The following is a 16,895-nucleotide window of genomic DNA, read 5'->3' as shown; positions in this document are numbered from 1 at the left end:
GGCCCCTCGCCTCAGCGGACCGTCCGCCCCGCCGCCGCGATCCTCTCGCCCGCCGCCCGCAGCACCTCGGGTCGCTTGCAGAAGGCCAGGCGCACCCAGTCCCGGTAGGGGTCCCGCCGCTCGGCGCCCGCGAAGGCCGTCAGAGGCACGACGGCGACGCCGGCCCGCTCCGGCAGCGCCCGGGCGAGCGACTCGCCGTCGTGCGCCCAGTCCACCGCCTCGGCGTCGAGCCTCGCCACGGCGAAGAACGTGCCCGCCGGGACCACCGGGGAGAGGCACGTCCCGGCCAGCCCGTCCAGGAGGATCCGCCGTTGCCGCCGGTAGCCGGCGAGCCATTCGGCGTAGAAGCCCTCGGTGCGGGCCCAACGCATCGTCGCCGCGACCGCGGCCTGGAGCGGGGCCGCCGCGGAGTGCGAGAGGTACCCCTTGGTCACCCGGACGCCCCGGCTGAGCTCCTCGGGCGCGATGACCCAGCCGACCCGCCAGCCCGTCACGGAGAAGGTCTTCGAGGCCGAGGAGATCCAGATGGTGCGTCCCTGCGCGCCGGGCAGCGAGGCGAGGTCCACGGGGGCGCCCTCGAAGACCAGGTGCTCGTAGACGGAGTCGGTGAGGATCAGGGCGTCGAACTCCTCGGCCAGCAGGGCGACCTGCCGCAGCAGCTCCTCACCGAGCACGGTGCCGGTGGGGTTGTGGGGATCGTTGACCACGACCATGCGGGTCCGCGGGGAGAACGCCTCGCGCAGCCGCTCCGGGTCCACGCCGAAGGCGGGCGGAAGCATCGGCACGGCGACGACGTCGGCCCCGGCCAGCGCCGCGATCGCCGGGTAGAGGTCGTAGGAGGGCTCGAAGACGACGACCTCGTCCCCGGGGGAGAGGAAGGAGAGCATGGCCGCGGTCAGCCCCTCGGTGGCGCCGGCCGTGACCGTCACCTCCGTGCCGGGGTCCGGGGCGCGACGGCCGGCGAGGGACTCGTGCAGCGAGATCTCCTCGCGCAGGGCGGCGTCGCCGACGATGGTCGCGTACTGGTTGCGTCCCTCGGCCACGGCCGCGCCGAGGGACTCCGCCAGCACGGCGGGGCCGTCGGTGTCCGGGAAGCCCTGGCCGAGGTTGATCGCCCCGTGCGCGGAGGCCAGCGCGCTCATCTCCTCGAAGATGGTCGATGAGAGCCCGCCCTCGGGCCCGAGGAGGCCGGCTCCCCGGGCGCAGGCCTCCCAGGGGGCTCGGGGCGGGGCCGCGAGGGAGCTCGCGGACAGGGGGATGCGGGGTGCTGAGGAGTTCTGGGGCATACGCACATGGTAGAGGCGCCCTGATAATTTGGGGGCATGAAGCTTGCTGTGTGCCCCGGATCCTTCGACCCCATCCACAACGGCCACGTCGAGGTGATCGCGCGCGCCGCGAAGATCTTCGCGGACGGGGTCATCGTCGCGGTCTCCAACAACCCGGCCAAGACCTACCGCTTCGGCATCGAGGAGCGGCTGGAGATGGTGCGGGAGGTCTTCAGCCTCCTGGACGGCGTCAGTGTCGAGGCGATGGGGGACGGGCTGCTGGCCGAGTACGCCCGCGGCCGTGGCTCGGCGACCATCCTCAAGGGGCTGCGGAGCTCCCGGGACTTCGACTACGAGTCGCCGATGGCGGCCATGAACCGGAACCTCACCGGCGTCGAGACCATCTTCCTGGCGGGGGACCCGCGCTACACCCAGCTCTCCTCCTCCCTGATCAAGGAGGTGGACTCGCTGGGCGGGGACGTCTCCGACTTCGTGCCGCGCAGCGTGGCGCGCCGGCTGGCGGGGGGCTAGCGGGACGGGCCGTCTCATGGCGGGGGTGGCGGGTCCGGGGGCCTCAGCGGACTCGGCGAGTCGGTGGGGTCGGGCGAACCCAGGGAAGTCAGCGAGCTGGCGAGCTTGGCGGCCCGGCGAGGATGGCCCGACGCGCCCGACGTCGCCCGTGGCCCCGGTGATCTTGGGCACGTCGACGGCAGGCGGCGTCCCGAGGGTTGCCGGGCCGTGGCCTGCGGCAGTAACCTGATATGTCGGTCACGATTTCGTTACAGGAGTTCATCATCAAGAAGGACAGCTCATCGCCCCTCGCGGTTTCCGTCAGGGAACTGGCCAAGAGGCCGGGGACCATGGATACCCTGGACGAGATCAGGCCTGCCCCGGCGAACTTCGGCAACGCCGTCGTGGGCGTGCCCGAGGGCTCCGACATCGGCCTGGACCTCCGGCTCGAATCCGTTCATGATGGTATCCTGGTCAGCGGTGTCGTCTCCGCGGAAGCCCGCGGGGAGTGCAGCCGCTGCCTCGATCCCATCGATTTCCCGGTGACGGTCGATGTCCAGGAGCTGTACGCCTTCGAGCCGATGCCCGAAGGCCAGTCGCAAGACGAAGTAGACGAGCAGTACGTCCTCGAGAACGATCTGATCGACCTCGAGTCAGTTCTGCGGGATGCGGTCATCACCCAGTTGCCGTTCCAACCCGTGTGCCGGGAAGACTGCCAGGGCCTGTGCTCCGAATGCGGGGCGCGCCTGGAGGAGGACCTGGATCATCACCACGAGGTGCTCGACCCCCGTTGGTCGGCCCTCTCCGGGCTGTTCGGCTCCGATGCCGCACACCAGACAACCGAGACGAGAGAAGAGAGATAGCCGTGGCTGTTCCCAAGCGGAAAATGTCCCGTGCCAACACCCGCGCACGCCGGTCCCAGTGGAAGGCAACCGCGCCTGAGCTGGTCAAGACCGTTGAAAACGGCAAGGTGACCTACAGCCTGCCGCACCAGGCGAAGGTCGTCACCGACTCCGCCGGGACCCCGCTGTACTTCGAGTACAAGGGTCGCAAGGTGGCCGACGCCTAAGAGGTGTCAGCATGACGTCCGTTCACTACGGAGAGCTGTTGAAGCGTCTCGGGGTCGATATCGACGCCGAGACGCTTCAGCTTGCGCTCACCCATCGCTCCTACGCCCACGAGCACCCGGGCACGCCGCACAACGAACGCCTCGAGTTCCTCGGGGACTCGGTGCTCGGTCTCGCGGTGACCCACGAGCTCTACGTCCGCTTCCCCGAGGAGACGGAGGGCAGCCTCGCCAAGCGGCGGGCCGCCGTCGTCTCCGAGCGGTCGCTGGCCCGGATCGCGCGCGCACTCGGCGTGGGCGAGCACATCCGGCTCGGCCACGGCGAGGAGCTGAACCGCGGGGCGGAGAAGGACTCGATCCTCTCCGACACGATGGAGGCGCTGTTCGGCGCGACCTTCATGGTCTGCGGCCCGGAGGTCGCCCGCGACCTCGTGCTCCGCTTCACCGCCGACCTGCTCGACGACGCCTACGTGCTGGGCGCTGGACGGGATTGGAAGACCGAGATCCAGGAGCTCGCCGCCGCCCAGGGCGCCGGCGAGATCCGCTACGAGGTCACGGCCACCGGGCCGGCGCACGCGCGCGAGTACGAGTCCTCGATCCTCATCGGGGGCGAGGTGCGCGGCGTCGGGATCGGCTCGGCCAAGAAGCAGGCCGAGCGCGCCGCCGCGGAGCAGGCCTACCACCGCATGGCGGAGCCTACCCGGGCCGCCGGTGCCTGAGCTCCCCGAGGTCGAGGTCGTCCGCTCCGGGCTGGAGCGGCACCTGCGGGGCTCGCTCATCCGATCCGTCGAGGTCCTCGACCCCCGCTCGGTGCGCCGCGACGCGCAGGGCCCCGAGCGGTTCGCCGCCGCGCTGACGGGGACGGTCCTGGCCGACGTCGCCCGCCGCGGCAAGTACGTCTGGCTGCTGCTAGCCGAGCCCGGCGCCTCACCGGCCGCGGGGGAGCGTGGCGTCGCACCGGCGCCGGGCGCGGTGGGGGAGCGCGGCGTCGTCGTCCACCTCGGCATGAGCGGCCAGGCCCTCATCAAGGATCCCGACGCCGCCCGTGAGCGGCACCTGCGCATCCGCATGGGCCTGCTCACCCCCGACGGCGCGAGCCGCGAGCTGCGCTTCGTCGACCAGCGGATCTTCGGCGGGATGTTCCTGGACCCGCTGATCCCCGAGCCCGACGGCGCCCCGGCCGCCTCCGCCAGCGCGCTCGGGCTGCCGCTGCTGCCGGCCAGCGTCGCCCACATCGGCCGCGACCCGCTGGACCCCCACTTCGACGCCGCCGCCTTCCGCCGGCGCCTCAAGCGCACCTCCAGCGGCATCAAGCGGGTGCTGCTGGACCAGACGGTGCTCTCCGGGATCGGCAACATCTACGCCGACGAGTCGCTCTGGCGCGCCCGCCTGCACTACGCGAAGCCCGCCGACACGCTGACGGGACCGCAGGCGGACGCGATCCTGCGCGCGAGCTCCGAGGTGATGGCCGAGGCGCTGCAGGCCGGCGGGACGAGCTTCGATGCGCTGTACATCGACGTCAACGGCCAATCCGGATACTTCGAGCGCGGCCTGAACGTGTACGGCCGGGCCGGGGAGCCGTGCAGGCGGTGCGAGGCCGAGGGGCGGGACGGGATCATCGTGCGCGAGCCTTTTATGAACCGGTCCTCCTACCGGTGCCCGCGGTGCCAGCGGGCGCCGCGGGGGTTCAGGGCGGGGCGCGCGGCGGGCTGAGCGGGCGTCCGGCCGGCTGAAGACGGGTCCTGTATGGCCTCTGACGACGAGTCGGCCGCTGTGATCGGACAGGATCCTCGCAGAGGTCGAGTGCAACCTGCCGAAGCTCGGGTTGAACCACAGCACGCGGCGCGCAGCCGGCCTCCTGCGCGACGCCTCCGGCCCCCAAGCGCTCGTCAGCGGCTTCGACGGGCTGATCGCGGAGATGACGTGCAATCCGAAGGATGCTGTGATGTCCTCGCCGCTGTCGTGCACGACAGGGCGATGCGCTGGTCACAGCTCCCACGGGTCGAGCAGGTCGACGCCCGCGCGCTGGAAGTCCTTGGTGTTACGGGTGACGAGCGTGAGGTTGTGCTCCAGGGCCGTGGCGGCGACGAGAGCGTCCATCTCGGGCATCGGGTCGGGCACGTGCAGGTCTGCCGTGCGGCGCGCGACGCGCTCGTCTATGGCGAGGATCGAGCCGGCGAAGGCGGCGGGGACGTCCATGGTCAGCCATGTGCGCAGGTGTGCGCCAGCTGTCCTGTCTCGTCGCTCCAAGCGCAGGACGCCGCGCTCGAGTTCCAGCAGCGCGATGACGCTGATCGCGAGGTCAGCCCGCGGCTGCGCAGCCAGCCACGAGTTGAGCGCGGGGTGTGCCTGTCTGCGTGCGTCGCTGAGGACGTTGGTGTCGAGCAGGTACTTCATAGATCAAGCTCTCTCGCGGGCTCGACGCGGCGCTCGGGCAGGTCGAACTCGATGCTCGGGTCCTGGTCCTTCCAGAGACGATCACCCATCGGCTCCTGTCCGCTGGTGAGCCGATCGAACTCTTCGGCTGTGAGCAGCACGTGCGAGCGCCGTCCGTGATCGGTGATCGTGACCGGTCCCTGCTCGGCAGCCCGCTTGGCGGCAGATACGTCGCGATTGAAGTCGCGGCTGGTGATGGTGGTGCTCATGGTCCTCTCCTCCTTGTCTCTGCAAATTGTGCCTACAGTAGGTAGTATACTCGATGCTCCGCCCCGACATCATCGGGCGGAGCAAGGAATCCAAGCTGGGACTGCGCCGTTGAATGGCCGGTCGAGTGGCCATCTGAAGGAGACACCAGCGGCCGGAGGGACGACGTCGTGCGTCCTCCCTCCGGCCGTACGGCCTTCCTGCCCGATGCCGCCGGTGCGTTCGGGGCTCGTCCCGCTGGATGGAAGCTGCGGCGGCCGGATGGAGCCGGATTGACTTGCTCACCTCCGCGCTATCGTCCCCGGCCGGGGCAGCCGGGCCATCGCCGGGGCCGCAGCCTCATCGCCGAGCGCGCGCCCGCCGCGACCTCGCGATCACGTGGATCGCCCCGTCGTGACGTCCTCCTCCAGCGACTCGAGGGTCCGGCCGCGCGTCTCCGGCACGAGTCGCCACACGTACAGCAGCGAGAGCACGCCGATGGCGGCGAACATCAGGAACGCTCCCACGATCCCGATCGAGGCCAGCAGCGTCGGCATGAGGATCGCCAGCACCCCCTGGACCACCCAGCCGCCGACCGCGGCGATCCCCATCCCCAGCCCCCGCATGTGCAGGGGGAAGATCTCCGCGAGCCAGACCCACACCGCGATGTTGAGGAAGGTCTGCATCGACAGGACGAAGGCGACCACCAGCACCAGCACCACGAACGGCCGGGCGGGGTTCCCCTCGGGGAAGACCACGGCGGCGATGCTGATGAGGATGTGGCACGACGTCGTGAGCGCCAGGCCGAGGAGGAAGGTCGTGCGGCGGTTCAGCCGGTCCATGTTCCGCAGCGCGATGATCCCGCCGATCACCGCGACGACGCCGAAGGAGATGTTCGCCAGCACGGCCCGCTCCGCCCTCGGCGCCCTGGACGGCGTCACCGGGCTCGCGCTCATCGCGAGCGACGCGGTGCTCGAGCAGTCCGCGCTGGAGCGGATCCTGGTGCGGAGCGTCGAGGGGGCCTGAGGCGGGAGCTCGACGTCCGCCGCCGGCGCCCCGCTCAGCCCCGGTAGTACTCCCGCAGCCGCTCCATCCCGGCGTCGATCGAGACCGCCGGCATCCAGTCCAGGACCTCGCGGGTCTCCCGCTGGTCGAACCAGTGCGCGGTGGAGAGCTGCTCGGCGAGGAACTCCGTCATCGGCGGCTCGTCCTCGCCGGGGCGCCTCTCCCACACCTTCTCGATGACCCGGCCCGCCAGCCGCGCGAGCGGGGAGGGGATGCGCCGGACGGGCTCGGGGACGCCGGCGGCCCGGCACATGCCGGTCAGCAGCTCGCCCACGGTGCGCGGCTCGCCGTTGGTGACCACCAGCGGGCGGCCGTGCGCGGCGTCGATCCTCTCGAGGCAGCGCACGATGGCGTCGGCCGCGTTGGTCACGTAGGTCGAGTCGATCAGCGCCGCGCCCTGGTCCAGCAGCGGCAGGCCGCCGCGGGAGGCGCGCTCCAGGATCCGCTCGACCAGCTGGGTGTCCCCGGGCCCCCACACCAGGTGCGGGCGCACGACGCCGACCCGGAGGTCCTCGCCGTCGGCCTCCAGGGCCAGCCGCTCGCCGTAGGCCTTGGAACGGGCGTAGTTGCCGCGGGCGGCGCAGGGATCGGCGGGCTCGTTGGCCTGGCCCATGAAGGAGGAGCCGGCGTGGGAGACCGAGGGGGAGGAGACGTACACGACGTCGCGCACCCCCGCCCAGCGGGCCAGCTGCAGCAGCACGCGGGTGCCGCGGACGTTGGCCTCCTCGTACTCCTCCCAGGGGCCGGAGACGGAGACCTTGGCGGCCAGGTGGATCACGGCGTCGGCGCCGTCCAGGGCGCGCTCGACGGCGTCGGGGTCGGTCAGCGTGCCGCGGTGCTGGTGCAGCCGCTCCCGGCCCCTCTCGCCCAGGCTCGCCTTGAGCGCCTTCGCGTCGCTGCGCTGGAAGGCGGTGACGCGGTGGCCGCCGCGGATCAGCCCGAGCGCGACCTCGCGCCCCAGCATCCCGGAGGCGCCGGTGACCAGGACGGTCCGGCCGGTCTCCTCGGGGGCCTCGGCGTCGGGGAGGACCCTGCGGCGGGTGGCGGGGTCGGGGGCGCGCCAGGCGGTCTCGCGGGGAGGGGCCTCGGCGGCCGCCGCGGGGCGCGGAACGGCCGCCACGGCGGAGGGCGCTCCGGCCTCGCCGGACGGCCCGGGCGCGGCCGCGGGGGAACCGCCCGGCGTCGTCGGCCCCTCGGCCCCGTTCCCGTCCGCGGCGTGCGAGCCCCGGTTCCACGGCATGCTGTGCTGCTGTCCTGTGCTGTTCACGGCGTGCGCACCTTCCCTCCGGAGAGCACCCGGCCGGCCCAGGCGGCGAGCCGGGGACGGTCGATCTTCGAGTTGTGACGGATGTCGGTGGGATGCTCGGGCACCTGCAGGACGGCGGCGAGCTCGACGCCGGTGGCCTCGCGGACCGCGGCCCGGACCCGCTCCAGCAGGTCGTGGCCCACGACGCCGGCGCGGGGCCGGCGTCCGGGCCCCCGACGGCCTTCCGCCCCCTCCGCGGGCTCGATCACGGCGACCGGCACCTGCGCCCCGGCCGGCCCGACGCCGACCACCGCGGCACGGCGCACCGACTCCACGGTCTCGGCCGCGCTCTCCGCGGCGACCGGGGAGAGGACGCCGCCGGCGGTCAGGATCACGTGGGCCAGCCGCCCCTCGACCCAGAGCCGGCCCGAGGCGTCGAAGTGGCCGATGTCCCCGGTCCGGTGCCACCCCGGCACGCTCACCGAGGTGCGCTCGGTCCACCAGAGCCTGTCGTAGTGGTCCTTCATGTGGGGCGCGCGGACGAGGATCTCGCCGGTCAGGGCGGGCCGGTGGGTCGGCTCGGAGCCCGGCGCACCGTACTCGTCCAGCGGCGTCACGGCGATCTGCGCGCCGTAGACCGGGGTGCCGACGCAGACGCCGTTGCCGCTGCCCTCCACGCCCTGGCCGGCGTCGTCGGAGGCCTCGAGGATCTGCTCGAGGCTGACGTCGGAGACCGGCAGGGCCTCGGTCATCCCGTAGGGGGTGTGGATCGAGGCCGCGGGGGCGAGCTCCGCCACCTTCCGCAGGAGCGGCTCGGTCAGCGGCGCGCCGGCCGAGAGCAGGCCGCGCACGCGTCCCAGCGCCGCGCGCTCTTCCGCGGTGAGCTCCTCCGCCGTGGCGACCACGTTGACCAGCGCGGCGGGGGAGGCGAAGACCACGGTCGCGTCGATGGCCCGCGCCGCCTGGGCCAGGGCCCGGGCGCTCAGGGTCTTCGGCTGGGTGACGTCCATCGCCGGGGTCACCGACGTCGCGCCCAGGGCCGGGCCCAGCAGGGCGAAGGGCGCGAAGCCCGCGACCAGCGCCGAGCCGCTCTCGATTCGGTAGGTGCTCTGGATGGCGTCGCGCATCGAGGCGAGCTGCCGGTGCGTGTAGGCCACGCCCTTGGCGGGGCCGGTCGAGCCCGAGGTGTAGAGGATCGCCGCCGGGTCGTTCGAGGCGATGAGCTCCGGCTCGGCCGCGGGGCGGGAGGGGAGCGCGTCGGTCGCGGCGACGGCGCCGAAGAGCGCGAGGCGGGAGCGCTCGGCGCCCCCGGCGAGGATCCTGCGGCCGGGCCAGCGCATCGCGCGGGCGGCCAGCAGGGCGCGGGGGATGCCGACCAGGAACTCGGGCGAGGCGCCGCGCAGGGCCGTGGTGAGCCCCTTGAGGCCCAGCCCGGTGTCGGCGACCACGATGATCGCTCCGACGCGCAGGCACGCGTAGATCAGCGTCGTGAGCCGGGCGCCGGGCGGGACCATGAGGCTGACCCGGGTCCCGCGGGCGACGCCGGCCTCCCGCAGCACCGCCGCGGTCCGCTCCACCTCGGCGGCGAGCTCGCGCCAAGAGAGCGAGCGTGCCACCGGCGAGACGCCGCGGCGGTCCGGCCGCCCCATGTCCACGACCGCCGGGGAGTCGTCCTCGGAGCGCTCGTCGAGCTCGGCCAGCATCGGCCGGTCCCCCAGGGAGACGGGCGCCTCGCTCTCGTCGGCCTCCCGGCGGGCGAGGTGCTCGGCGACGACGTCGCGCGCCCCCGTGAAGCGCTCGGAGAGCCAGGCGAAGACCGGCGCGGCGATGTCCTCGTCCTCCGCGACCAGGTGCCCGGCCTTCTCGAAGCGGTGCACCGTGGCGCCGGGCAGGCGGCGCAGGATGTCGTCGAAGTAGCGCTGCTGGAAGACCGGGTCGTGCGGGCCCCAGAGCACCAGCGCCGGCAGCCCGTCTGTCGCGACCGCCGCGGCGATCCGCCGCATCTCCGGGTGGGAGGGGTGCTCGGCGTCGGCGGGGATGTCCGCGACGAAGCCGCGGATGCCGTCCCGCCGCTCGGCGGTCAGGTAGGGGCTGCGGTAGGTCGCGCGGACCTCCGGGTCCCAGCGGTGCCGGTGCAGGCCGAGGGTCACGTCCAGGAAGGCGGTGGTGCCGCGGGTGCCGGGACCGTGCACGGCGGGCGCGAGGGCGAGCTTCAGGGCGCCGGGCACCTCGGCGTCCTCCGGCTGGAACAGGGCGGTGTTGGTCAGCACCCGCCCGGCGTGCAGCGCGGGGTGCGCAGCGCCCCAGCCCTGGGAGATCAGGCCGCCCCAGTCGTGGGCGAGGGTCACGACGCCGTGCTCCCCGGCCTGCTCGTCCAGCCCGATCGCGGCGGTGAAGTCGCCGAGGTCGGCGATCCGGTCGGCCAGGCCGCGCTGCAGCCCGGTCCGCTCCGAGAAGCCCATCTCGAGCTGGTCGACGGCGACGACGCGCCAGGGCCTGTTCCCCGCGTCCGCCCCGGCCGCGACCACGCGGCGCCACAGGTAGGACCAGGTGGGGTTGCCGTGCACGCACAGCAGCGTGCCCGCCGGGGTGAGGCCCCGGCGCTCGAGCTCGCCCAGGTTGTCGAGGTAGCTCCAGGTCCGCTCGGCGCCGGCGTCGACCTCCGCGGTGGAGACGACCCGGACGCTGCGGCTGTGCTCGCGCGCGACGCCGGGCCACCCCCGCAGCGGCATGGCCGGGGACGGGGTGCGCGGCGCGGACCGCTCGGCGGGACGCTCCGGACTCGATGGGGTGTGGGCCATGGGGTTCCTCTCCGGCGGGCTGGGCGGTGTTCTACGGGTGGCGCGCTACCAGGCGATCTCCATCAGGGCCGTGTTCAGGCCGGAGCCGACGCCCATGCACAGCACGCGCTTGCCGGGGCGGAGGCGCTCCGCCTCGAGGGCCAGCGTCATGGGAAGCGCCGCGGCCGCCACGTTGCCCCAGTAGGGGAAGGTCACCGGGATGCGCTGGGGATCGATGCCGAGCGCGTCGACGATCGCGTTGGTGTGCGAGGTGGAGATCTGGTGGGTGACGTAGCTGTCCATCTCGGCCCAGTCCCAGCCGTCCTCGTGGGCCTGGTCCCAGGCGTCGGTGACGAGCTGGAGGCCGTGCTTGAGCAGCCCGGTGGCGTCCGTGCTCATGCCCTCGCCGGCGTCGCCGCCGACGCACAGGTCCTTGTGCTCCGTGCCGGCGCGGGAGACCGAGCCCATGATGCGGTGGCCCTCGGGGTGGCGGTCCGCGCGGCCGATCACGGCGGCGGCCGCGCCGCTGCCCAGCGTCAGGGTCGCGAACTGGGTCATGACGTCCTCGCGGGTGGCCTCGGGGTCGTCCAGCATCCGCAGGGCGGTCTCGTGCCAGGGGGAGGGGTCCTCGCCGCAGACGATGAGGGCGTAGTCGATGGCCCCGGCGTCGATCATGCTCGATGCCACGGTGATGCCGTTGACGAAGCCGAGGCAGGCGTTGGTGATGTCGAAGTTCAGGGCGTGCCGCGGCAGGCCGAGGCTGTGGTGGATGCCGACGGCGACCGCCGGCTCGAAGTTGTCGCGGGTCACCGAGGCGTTGATCATCAGCCCGATCTGGTCCGGGGCCACCCCCGCCTGCTCCATCGCCGCGCGGCCCGCACGGGTCGCGCCGTCGTCGAAGGAGCTCTCCGGGCCCCAGTAGCGACGCTCGCGGATGCCGGCCAGGCGCTCCAGCAGGCCCTTGGGCATCCGGAGGCGCTTGTAGGTCTGCTTCAGCCGCTCATCGAAATGCGAGGAGGGGACGACCTCCTCGGCCTCGACCCTGGTCACCGAGAGGAGCGCAGAGTTGCGATGGCGTATGGACGAATTTGCGGTCAATGAACGAGCCTTCTGCCTGGACTAGTGCTGTGCTGCCGGGGGTGCCAGCGAGCACCCACAGGGCAACTCTACAACTTGCACGAGATGCAACCTCCGATTTCATCGGGGGCTCAATTCCCGGCGCCGCCTTGTGCTCCCGCTCATGTGATCCGCGGCATCCCGGGGATGAGCGAGGGGCGGGAGGGGGACCTCGCGTAGAATCGGGGCTCGTCCGCCAGGCCGTCCCGAAAGGAAGTGACGTGCACCTCAAGACGCTGACCGTGCGGGGCTTCAAGTCCTTCGCCTCGTCCACGTCCTTCGAGTTCGAGCCCGGGGTGACCGCCGTCGTGGGTCCCAACGGCTCCGGGAAGTCCAACGTCGTGGACGCCCTGGCCTGGGTGATGGGCGAGCAGGGCGCCAAGTCGCTGCGCGGCGGCAAGATGGAGGACGTGATCTTCGCCGGGACCTCCGGGCGCGCGGCGCTGGGCCGGGCGCACGTCTCCCTGACGATCGACAACGCCGACGGCGTGCTGCCCATCGAGTACTCCGAGGTGACGATCTCCCGCACGCTCTTCCGCTCCGGCGGCTCGGAGTACGCGATCAACGGCGCGTCCTGCCGGCTGCTGGACATCCAGGAGCTGCTCTCCGACTCGGGGCTGGGCCGGGAGATGCACGTCATCGTGGGGCAGGGCCAGCTGGACCGCATCCTGCAGGCGACGCCGGAGGAGCGGCGCGGCTTCATCGAGGAGGCCGCGGGAGTGCTCAAGCACCGCCGTCGCAAGGAGAAGACCCTGCGCAAGCTGGAGTCGATGCAGGCCAACGTCTCCCGGCTGGAGGACCTGACCGCCGAGGTGGGACGCCAGCTGACGCCCCTGGGCCGGCAGGCGAAGGTGGCCCGCCGCGCCCAGCGCATCCAGCACGACGTGCGCGACGCCCGGGCGCGGCTGTTCGCCGACGACTGGGTCCAGGCCTCCACGGCCCTGGAGAGCGACTCCGCCGAGCTCGAGCGGCGCCGCGCGGAGCTGAGCCGGGCGGAGCGGGAGAACGAGCGGCTCACCGCGGAGATCGCCGAGCTGGAGGCCGACGCCGCCCGGCTGGGCCCCGGCGTCGCCCGCGCCAGGGACACCTGGTACGGGCTCTCGCAGGCCCGTGAGCGCTTCGCCTCGCTGGCCCAGCTCGCCGACGAGCGCATCCGCTCCGCCTCCGTCCCCACCGGCCGGGCCCACCTGCGGGACCCCGAGGCCATGCGGGCCTCCGCCGAGCGCCTGGAGGGCGAGCTGGAGGAGGCGCTGGGCCGCGCCGAGCGGCGCCGGTCCGAGCACGCCGAGGCGGGCGAGCGCCTGGAGGAGCGCGAGGGGGAGCTGGCCGAGCGGGAGCGGCACCACACTGCTCTGCGGGAGGCGATGGCCGAGCGCCGCGAGAACCTCGCCTCCCTGCGCGGGCGCCTGGCCACGGCCCGCTCCGAGCACGAGTCCCTCCAGGCCCGCGCGGGGGAGCAGGAGCGGGACGTCGCCGCCGTCGAGGAGCGGCTGGCCCGCCACGAGACCGAGCTGGAGCGCCTCTCCGGGCAGCGGGGACCGACCGCCGAGGACCAGCGGGCCGCCTCGGAGGCCAGCGACGAGGCGCACGAGGCCGCCCAGCGGTCCGGCACCGTCCTGGAGGCCGCCGCCGCCCGCCTCCACGAGGCGACCCGCCGGCTCGACGCCGCCCGCGCCCGCGTGGAGGCCCTGCGCGACTCCCTGCCCGCCCCCGACGCGACCGAGGCCCTGCTGGCCCGGCACCCCGGCCTGGTGGAGAGGGTGCGCGACGCCGTGGAGATCGAGCCCGCCTTCGCCGCCGCGGCCGCCGCGGCGCTGGAGCGCTTCGCCGAGGGCCTCGCGCTCGCGGACCCGGGCCGGCTGACCGAGCTCCTGGCCACGCTGCGCGAGGACGGCCTCGGCCGGGCCGCGCTCCTGCTGGAGGACGCCGGGGCGGGGGAGAGGCCCGGTGCGGCCGTCGCTGCAGGCGCGGAGGACACTTCCGGTGTGGTCGGAGCCGCCGATGACGGAGAGGGCCCGGCGGCCACGGATGAGCCTTCCCCGGGGGAGGGGAGCGGACCCGCCGGAACCGCCGAGCGGGAGGAGCTGGAGCGGGCCGTCGCCCGCGCGGGCGTGAGCGCTCGCTGGGCGCCCGACGTCGTGACCGGCGGCCGCCTCGCCCCGCTGGTGCGCACCCTCCTGACCCGGACCGCCCTGGTCGAGGACGCCGACGCCGCCGCGCGGCTCCGGGCGGCCCTGCTCGCCGCGAGGGAGGAGCGGGAAGCGGAGGACAAGCGGGAAGGGACCGGCCGGGCCGGGGACTGGACGGTCGCGGCCGCGGACGGCACGCGCCTGAGCCGGCACCGGGCCGACGGCGGCACCGCGGGCGCGGTCTCCGGCCTGGAGGTCGCGGCCCGCCACGAGCAGGCCCAGCGCGAGCTCGCCGGCCTGGAGGAGGCCCGGCGGCGGGCCGAGGAGGAGCGCGAGGAGGCCTCCCGGACCCAGGCGCAGGCGCGCGAGAGGGCGGAGGAGGCCCGCACCGAGTTCGCGCGGATCAGCCGCGAGGCCTCGACGCACGCCGCGGAGCACTCCCGGCTGCGCGCGCTGATCGACTCGACCACCGAGGAGCTGGAGGCCGCGCGCCGCCGGCTCGCCGAGCTGCGCGAGCGGGAGCCCGGGCTCGCCCGGCGGGTGGAGGACGCCGCGGCGTCGGTCTCCGCCGCGGTGGAGCTGAGCGAGGGCGAGGGGACCGAGGCGCTCGAGGCCGCCGCCCGGGGCCGGGACGAGGCCTCGGCGGCGGTCGCGCAGGCCCGGCAGGAGGAGACCCAGGCGCTGATCGGGGTGCGCGGCGTCGAGTCGGAGACCGAGTCGCTGCGGCAGCGCATCGATGCCGCCCGGCGCGGGCTCGCCGCGGAGCGGGCCGCGCACGCGGAGGTCGAGCGGCAGGAGCGCCGCCGGGACCTGCGGCTGCGGGCGGCGCAGGGGGCGCGGGCCATGGTCGAGCGGGTCCGGGAGAGCATCGAGGCCGACCTGGCCCGGGCCCACCAGGCGCACGAGCAGGCGCAGACCCGCCGGGCCGGCGTCGAGACCCGGCTGCGCGGCGCGCGCGAGGCGGAGCGGGCGCAGCGCGGCGAGCTGGAGCGGCTGCGCTCCACCGCCCACGCCGGCGAGCTCGAGCGCGCGGGCCGGGAGGCCACCCTGGACTCGCTGCGCACGAGCATCCTCGAGGAGCTGAGCCTGAGCACCGGCGCGCTGGTGGAGGACTACGGCCCGCACCTGCCGATCCCGGAGCTCGACGAGGCGGGGGAGCCCGCGGGCGAGCGCCCCTATGTGCGCGCGGAGCAGGAGCGGCGGCTCCAGCGCGCCCGCAAGGACCTGCGCGCCCTGGGGAAGGTCAACCCGCTGGCCCTGGAGGAGTTCGCGGCGCTGGAGGAGCGGCACACCTACCTCGTGCAGCAGCTCGAGGACCTGCGGCGCTCGCGGGCGGACCTCGAGGAGATCATCCGCGACGTCGACCGGCACGTCCGCGAGGTCTTCGCCCAGGCCTTCCACGACACCCAGGAGCAGTTCGTCCGGGTGTTCTCGACGCTGTTCCCGGGCGGAGAGGGCAAGCTGGTGCTCACCGACCCGAGCGACATGCTCGCCACCGGCATCGACGTCCACGCCAAGCCGGCGGGCAAGAAGGTCAAGCGCCTCTCGCTGCTCTCCGGCGGCGAGCGCTCGCTCACGGCCATCGCGCTGCTGGTGGCCATCTTCAAGGCCCGGCCCTCGCCGTTCTACGTCATGGACGAGGTGGAGGCGGCCCTGGACGACCGGAACCTGGGCCGCCTGCTGACGATCCTCCAGGAGCTGCAGGAGAGCTCGCAGCTGATCGTCATCACGCACCAGAAGCGGACCATGGAGATCGCGGACGCGCTCTACGGGGTGTCCATGCGGGGCGACGGGATCACCCAGGTGATCTCGCAGCGGCTGGCCGAGCTGCGCTGAGGCGGAGCTCCGGGTCTCAGTCCATGCGCCGCGGCAGGCGGGTGACCGTCCACGCCAGCGTCGCGAGCGCGAACAGCGCCGCGCAGATGAGGAACGCGGTGCCGAAGCCGACCGTGTCCACGACGGCGCCGAGCAGCACCGGCGCGACGATGGTCCCGGCGTCGGCCGCGGCCTGGTAGGCGGACATGACGTTGCCGCCCGAGCGCTTGGAGCCGACGATGTCCGCCAGCGCGGCCTGCTGGGCGGGCGCGTAGAGGCCGGTGGTGAAGCCCGCCGTGAGGCAGAGGGCCCACAGCGTCCACTCGTTGGGGGAGAAGCCCAGCGCGCCGGTCAGCACGGCGCTCGCGGCGAGGCCCGCCAGCATCACCGGCCGGCGCCCGATCCGGTCCGAGAGCCCGCTCAGCAGCACCTGGGCGACCGCGGCCCCGCCGGCCAGCGCCGCCAGCGCGATGCCGGCGACCCCGGCGCCCGAGCCGCCCACGATCGCCGAGGCCAGCAGCGGGATGAGCGCGACCCGCGCCCCCATGTTGGTCCAGCCGTGCGCGAAGCTCGAGGAGAGCAGGGCGCGGTAGCCCGGCGTCCGCCACGCCTCGGACAGGCGCATCGGCAGCATCACTGAGCCGGTGTCCGTGGAGGGCGCCACCGGGCGCAGCTTCCACGCGGCGACGGCGATCGCCACCGCCAGCGCGGCGGCGTAGATGATGAAAGGGGCCTGCAGGCCCCACTGCGCGGTGAGGCTGCCGAGCACCGGCCCCATGATGTTGCCCAGCAGGAACGCCGTCGCGTAGTACCCCGAGACCCGCCCCCGGATGGAGATCGGGGCGAGCCGGGCGATGAGCCCCATCGCGGAGACGGTGAACATCACGGAGCCGATGCCGCCGAGGCCGCGGAGCACGATGAGCCAGACGTAGCTGCCCGCGAAGGCGGTGGCGGCCGAGGAGGCCGCGACGATGCCCAGCCCCCACAGATAGGTCCGCCGCTCGCCGATCCGGGACATGATGGGCCCCGCGGCCGGAGCCCAGGCCACGCGCATCACGGCGAAGGCGCTGATCACGACGCCGGCGGCGGCCGCGCCGACCCCGAAGGAGGAGGCGAACTGCGGCAGCACCGGCGCGACGATGCCGTAGCCGACGGCGATCACGAAGGCGGCGACGATGAGCACCTTCAGGTCGGTGGGGATGGCGGGCCGCCCGGCCGCCGCGGAGCCGTCCGCGGGGCGACGCCGGCGGAATGCGGAGAGATTGAAACGAGCCACGTCAG

The 16,895-nt window shown here is 73.9% G+C and carries 14 protein-coding genes and 1 pseudogene; 7 read left to right on the top strand and 8 right to left on the bottom strand.

All coding sequences use genetic code 11. From position 1 onward, the window contains the following. Positions 1 to 11: 11 nt before the first annotated feature. A complete protein-coding gene (locus tag EWV39_RS08930; RefSeq protein ID WP_129658756.1) occupies positions 12 to 1,286 on the bottom strand; it encodes an aminotransferase class I/II-fold pyridoxal phosphate-dependent enzyme in 1,275 nt (424 codons plus the stop codon). Positions 1,287 to 1,322: 36 nt separating this feature from the next. Between EWV39_RS08930 and coaD the strand changes: the two genes are divergently transcribed. The 5 genes from coaD (at position 1,323) to mutM (ending at position 4,554) form a co-directional block, all read left to right on the top strand. Beyond that, positions 1,323 to 1,796 carry a pantetheine-phosphate adenylyltransferase gene (coaD, locus tag EWV39_RS08925; protein WP_129658754.1) on the top strand — a complete coding sequence of 158 codons (474 nt, stop codon included), beginning with the start codon at positions 1,323 to 1,325 and terminating at the stop codon, positions 1,794 to 1,796. A 230-nt stretch (positions 1,797 to 2,026) separates the two neighbouring features. After that, positions 2,027 to 2,638, top strand: coding sequence for a YceD family protein (locus EWV39_RS08920; protein ID WP_238148198.1), 612 nt, complete (start codon positions 2,027 to 2,029; stop codon positions 2,636 to 2,638). Between the two features lie 2 nt (positions 2,639 to 2,640). Next, the gene (rpmF, locus tag EWV39_RS08915; protein ID WP_129658752.1) at positions 2,641 to 2,844 is read left to right on the top strand and encodes a 50S ribosomal protein L32; all 204 of its coding nucleotides are present in this window, start codon (positions 2,641 to 2,643) and stop codon (positions 2,842 to 2,844) included. An 11-nt stretch (positions 2,845 to 2,855) separates the two neighbouring features. Next, entirely contained in the window at positions 2,856 to 3,560 is a 705-nt protein-coding gene (gene rnc, locus EWV39_RS08910; RefSeq protein WP_129658750.1) for a ribonuclease III, read from the top strand. After that, positions 3,553 to 4,554, top strand: coding sequence for a bifunctional DNA-formamidopyrimidine glycosylase/DNA-(apurinic or apyrimidinic site) lyase (mutM, locus tag EWV39_RS08905; RefSeq protein ID WP_129658748.1), 1,002 nt, complete (start codon positions 3,553 to 3,555; stop codon positions 4,552 to 4,554). The genes rnc and mutM overlap by 8 nt, the downstream gene beginning before the upstream one ends. 273 nt (positions 4,555 to 4,827) lie before the next feature. Here mutM and EWV39_RS08900 read toward each other — a convergent pair whose 3' ends face one another. The 3 genes and pseudogenes from EWV39_RS08900 to EWV39_RS08890 form a co-directional block, all read right to left on the bottom strand. Further along, positions 4,828 to 5,238: a type II toxin-antitoxin system VapC family toxin gene (locus tag EWV39_RS08900; protein WP_129658746.1), complete on the bottom strand. Its 411-nt coding sequence runs from the start codon at positions 5,236 to 5,238 to the stop codon at positions 4,828 to 4,830. Then, positions 5,235 to 5,486 (bottom strand): type II toxin-antitoxin system prevent-host-death family antitoxin, encoded by a 252-nt coding sequence (locus tag EWV39_RS08895; RefSeq protein WP_129658744.1) that lies wholly within the window; start codon positions 5,484 to 5,486, stop codon positions 5,235 to 5,237. The genes EWV39_RS08900 and EWV39_RS08895 overlap by 4 nt, the downstream gene beginning before the upstream one ends. Before the next feature lie 372 nt (positions 5,487 to 5,858). Then, positions 5,859 to 6,371 (bottom strand): annotated as a pseudogene (locus EWV39_RS08890) (MFS transporter); the annotation flags it as partial. Here EWV39_RS08890 and EWV39_RS14230 point away from each other — a divergent pair. Further along, positions 6,355 to 6,489 carry a hypothetical protein gene (locus EWV39_RS14230; protein WP_272947835.1) on the top strand — a complete coding sequence of 45 codons (135 nt, stop codon included), beginning with the start codon at positions 6,355 to 6,357 and terminating at the stop codon, positions 6,487 to 6,489. The pseudogene EWV39_RS08890 and the gene EWV39_RS14230 sit on opposite strands and share 17 nt — an antisense overlap. Positions 6,490 to 6,523: 34 nt before the next feature. Here the strand turns inward: EWV39_RS14230 and EWV39_RS08885 are convergent, their stop codons facing one another. From EWV39_RS08885 to EWV39_RS08875, 3 genes are read right to left on the bottom strand one after another with little or no spacing between them, the layout of a single operon-like run. Continuing rightward, complete coding sequence (locus EWV39_RS08885) at positions 6,524 to 7,795, bottom strand: NAD-dependent epimerase/dehydratase family protein (RefSeq protein WP_238148195.1); 1,272 nt, start codon at positions 7,793 to 7,795, stop codon at positions 6,524 to 6,526. Then, positions 7,792 to 10,575, bottom strand: a complete 2,784-nt coding sequence (locus EWV39_RS08880) for an alpha/beta fold hydrolase (RefSeq protein ID WP_238148194.1) — start codon at positions 10,573 to 10,575, stop codon at positions 7,792 to 7,794. Before EWV39_RS08880 ends, EWV39_RS08885 begins: the two co-directional genes overlap by 4 nt. A gap of 45 nt (positions 10,576 to 10,620) precedes the next feature. After that, positions 10,621 to 11,652: a 3-oxoacyl-ACP synthase III gene (locus EWV39_RS08875; RefSeq protein ID WP_129658740.1), complete on the bottom strand. Its 1,032-nt coding sequence runs from the start codon at positions 11,650 to 11,652 to the stop codon at positions 10,621 to 10,623. A gap of 239 nt (positions 11,653 to 11,891) precedes the next feature. Here EWV39_RS08875 and EWV39_RS08870 point away from each other — a divergent pair, with 239 nt between their 5' ends. After that, positions 11,892 to 15,635, top strand: coding sequence for a chromosome segregation SMC family protein (locus EWV39_RS08870; protein ID WP_193554695.1), 3,744 nt, complete (start codon positions 11,892 to 11,894; stop codon positions 15,633 to 15,635). A gap of 16 nt (positions 15,636 to 15,651) precedes the next feature. On the opposite strand, the gene EWV39_RS08865 is transcribed toward EWV39_RS08870, so the two are convergent. Then, positions 15,652 to 16,890 (bottom strand): MFS transporter, encoded by a 1,239-nt coding sequence (locus EWV39_RS08865; RefSeq protein ID WP_129658736.1) that lies wholly within the window; start codon positions 16,888 to 16,890, stop codon positions 15,652 to 15,654. Positions 16,891 to 16,895: the final 5 nt, after the last annotated feature.

The organism is Rothia halotolerans (assembly GCF_004136635.1).
In the GTDB taxonomy this organism is placed as follows: domain Bacteria; phylum Actinomycetota; class Actinomycetes; order Actinomycetales; family Micrococcaceae; genus Rothia; species Rothia halotolerans.
The sequence above is the reverse complement of the archived record's forward strand: the minus strand, read 5'-3'. Positions and strand labels throughout refer to the sequence as shown.

Excerpts from the sequence above, each read along its gene's own strand:
- EWV39_RS08920 (WP_238148198.1), top strand. The coding sequence starts at position 2,027 with ATGTCGGTCACGATTTCGTTACAGGAGTTCATCATCAAGAAGGACAGC.
- EWV39_RS08880 (WP_238148194.1), bottom strand. The coding sequence starts at position 10,575 with ATGGCCCACACCCCATCGAGTCCGGAGCGTCCCGCCGAGCGGTCCGCG.
- EWV39_RS08895 (WP_129658744.1), bottom strand. The coding sequence starts at position 5,486 with ATGAGCACCACCATCACCAGCCGCGACTTCAATCGCGACGTATCTGCC.
- EWV39_RS14230 (WP_272947835.1), top strand. The coding sequence starts at position 6,355 with ATGTTCGCCAGCACGGCCCGCTCCGCCCTCGGCGCCCTGGACGGCGTC.
- EWV39_RS08930 (WP_129658756.1), bottom strand. The coding sequence starts at position 1,286 with ATGCCCCAGAACTCCTCAGCACCCCGCATCCCCCTGTCCGCGAGCTCC.
- rnc (WP_129658750.1), top strand. The coding sequence starts at position 2,856 with ATGACGTCCGTTCACTACGGAGAGCTGTTGAAGCGTCTCGGGGTCGAT.
- EWV39_RS08900 (WP_129658746.1), bottom strand. The coding sequence starts at position 5,238 with ATGAAGTACCTGCTCGACACCAACGTCCTCAGCGACGCACGCAGACAG.
- coaD (WP_129658754.1), top strand. The coding sequence starts at position 1,323 with ATGAAGCTTGCTGTGTGCCCCGGATCCTTCGACCCCATCCACAACGGC.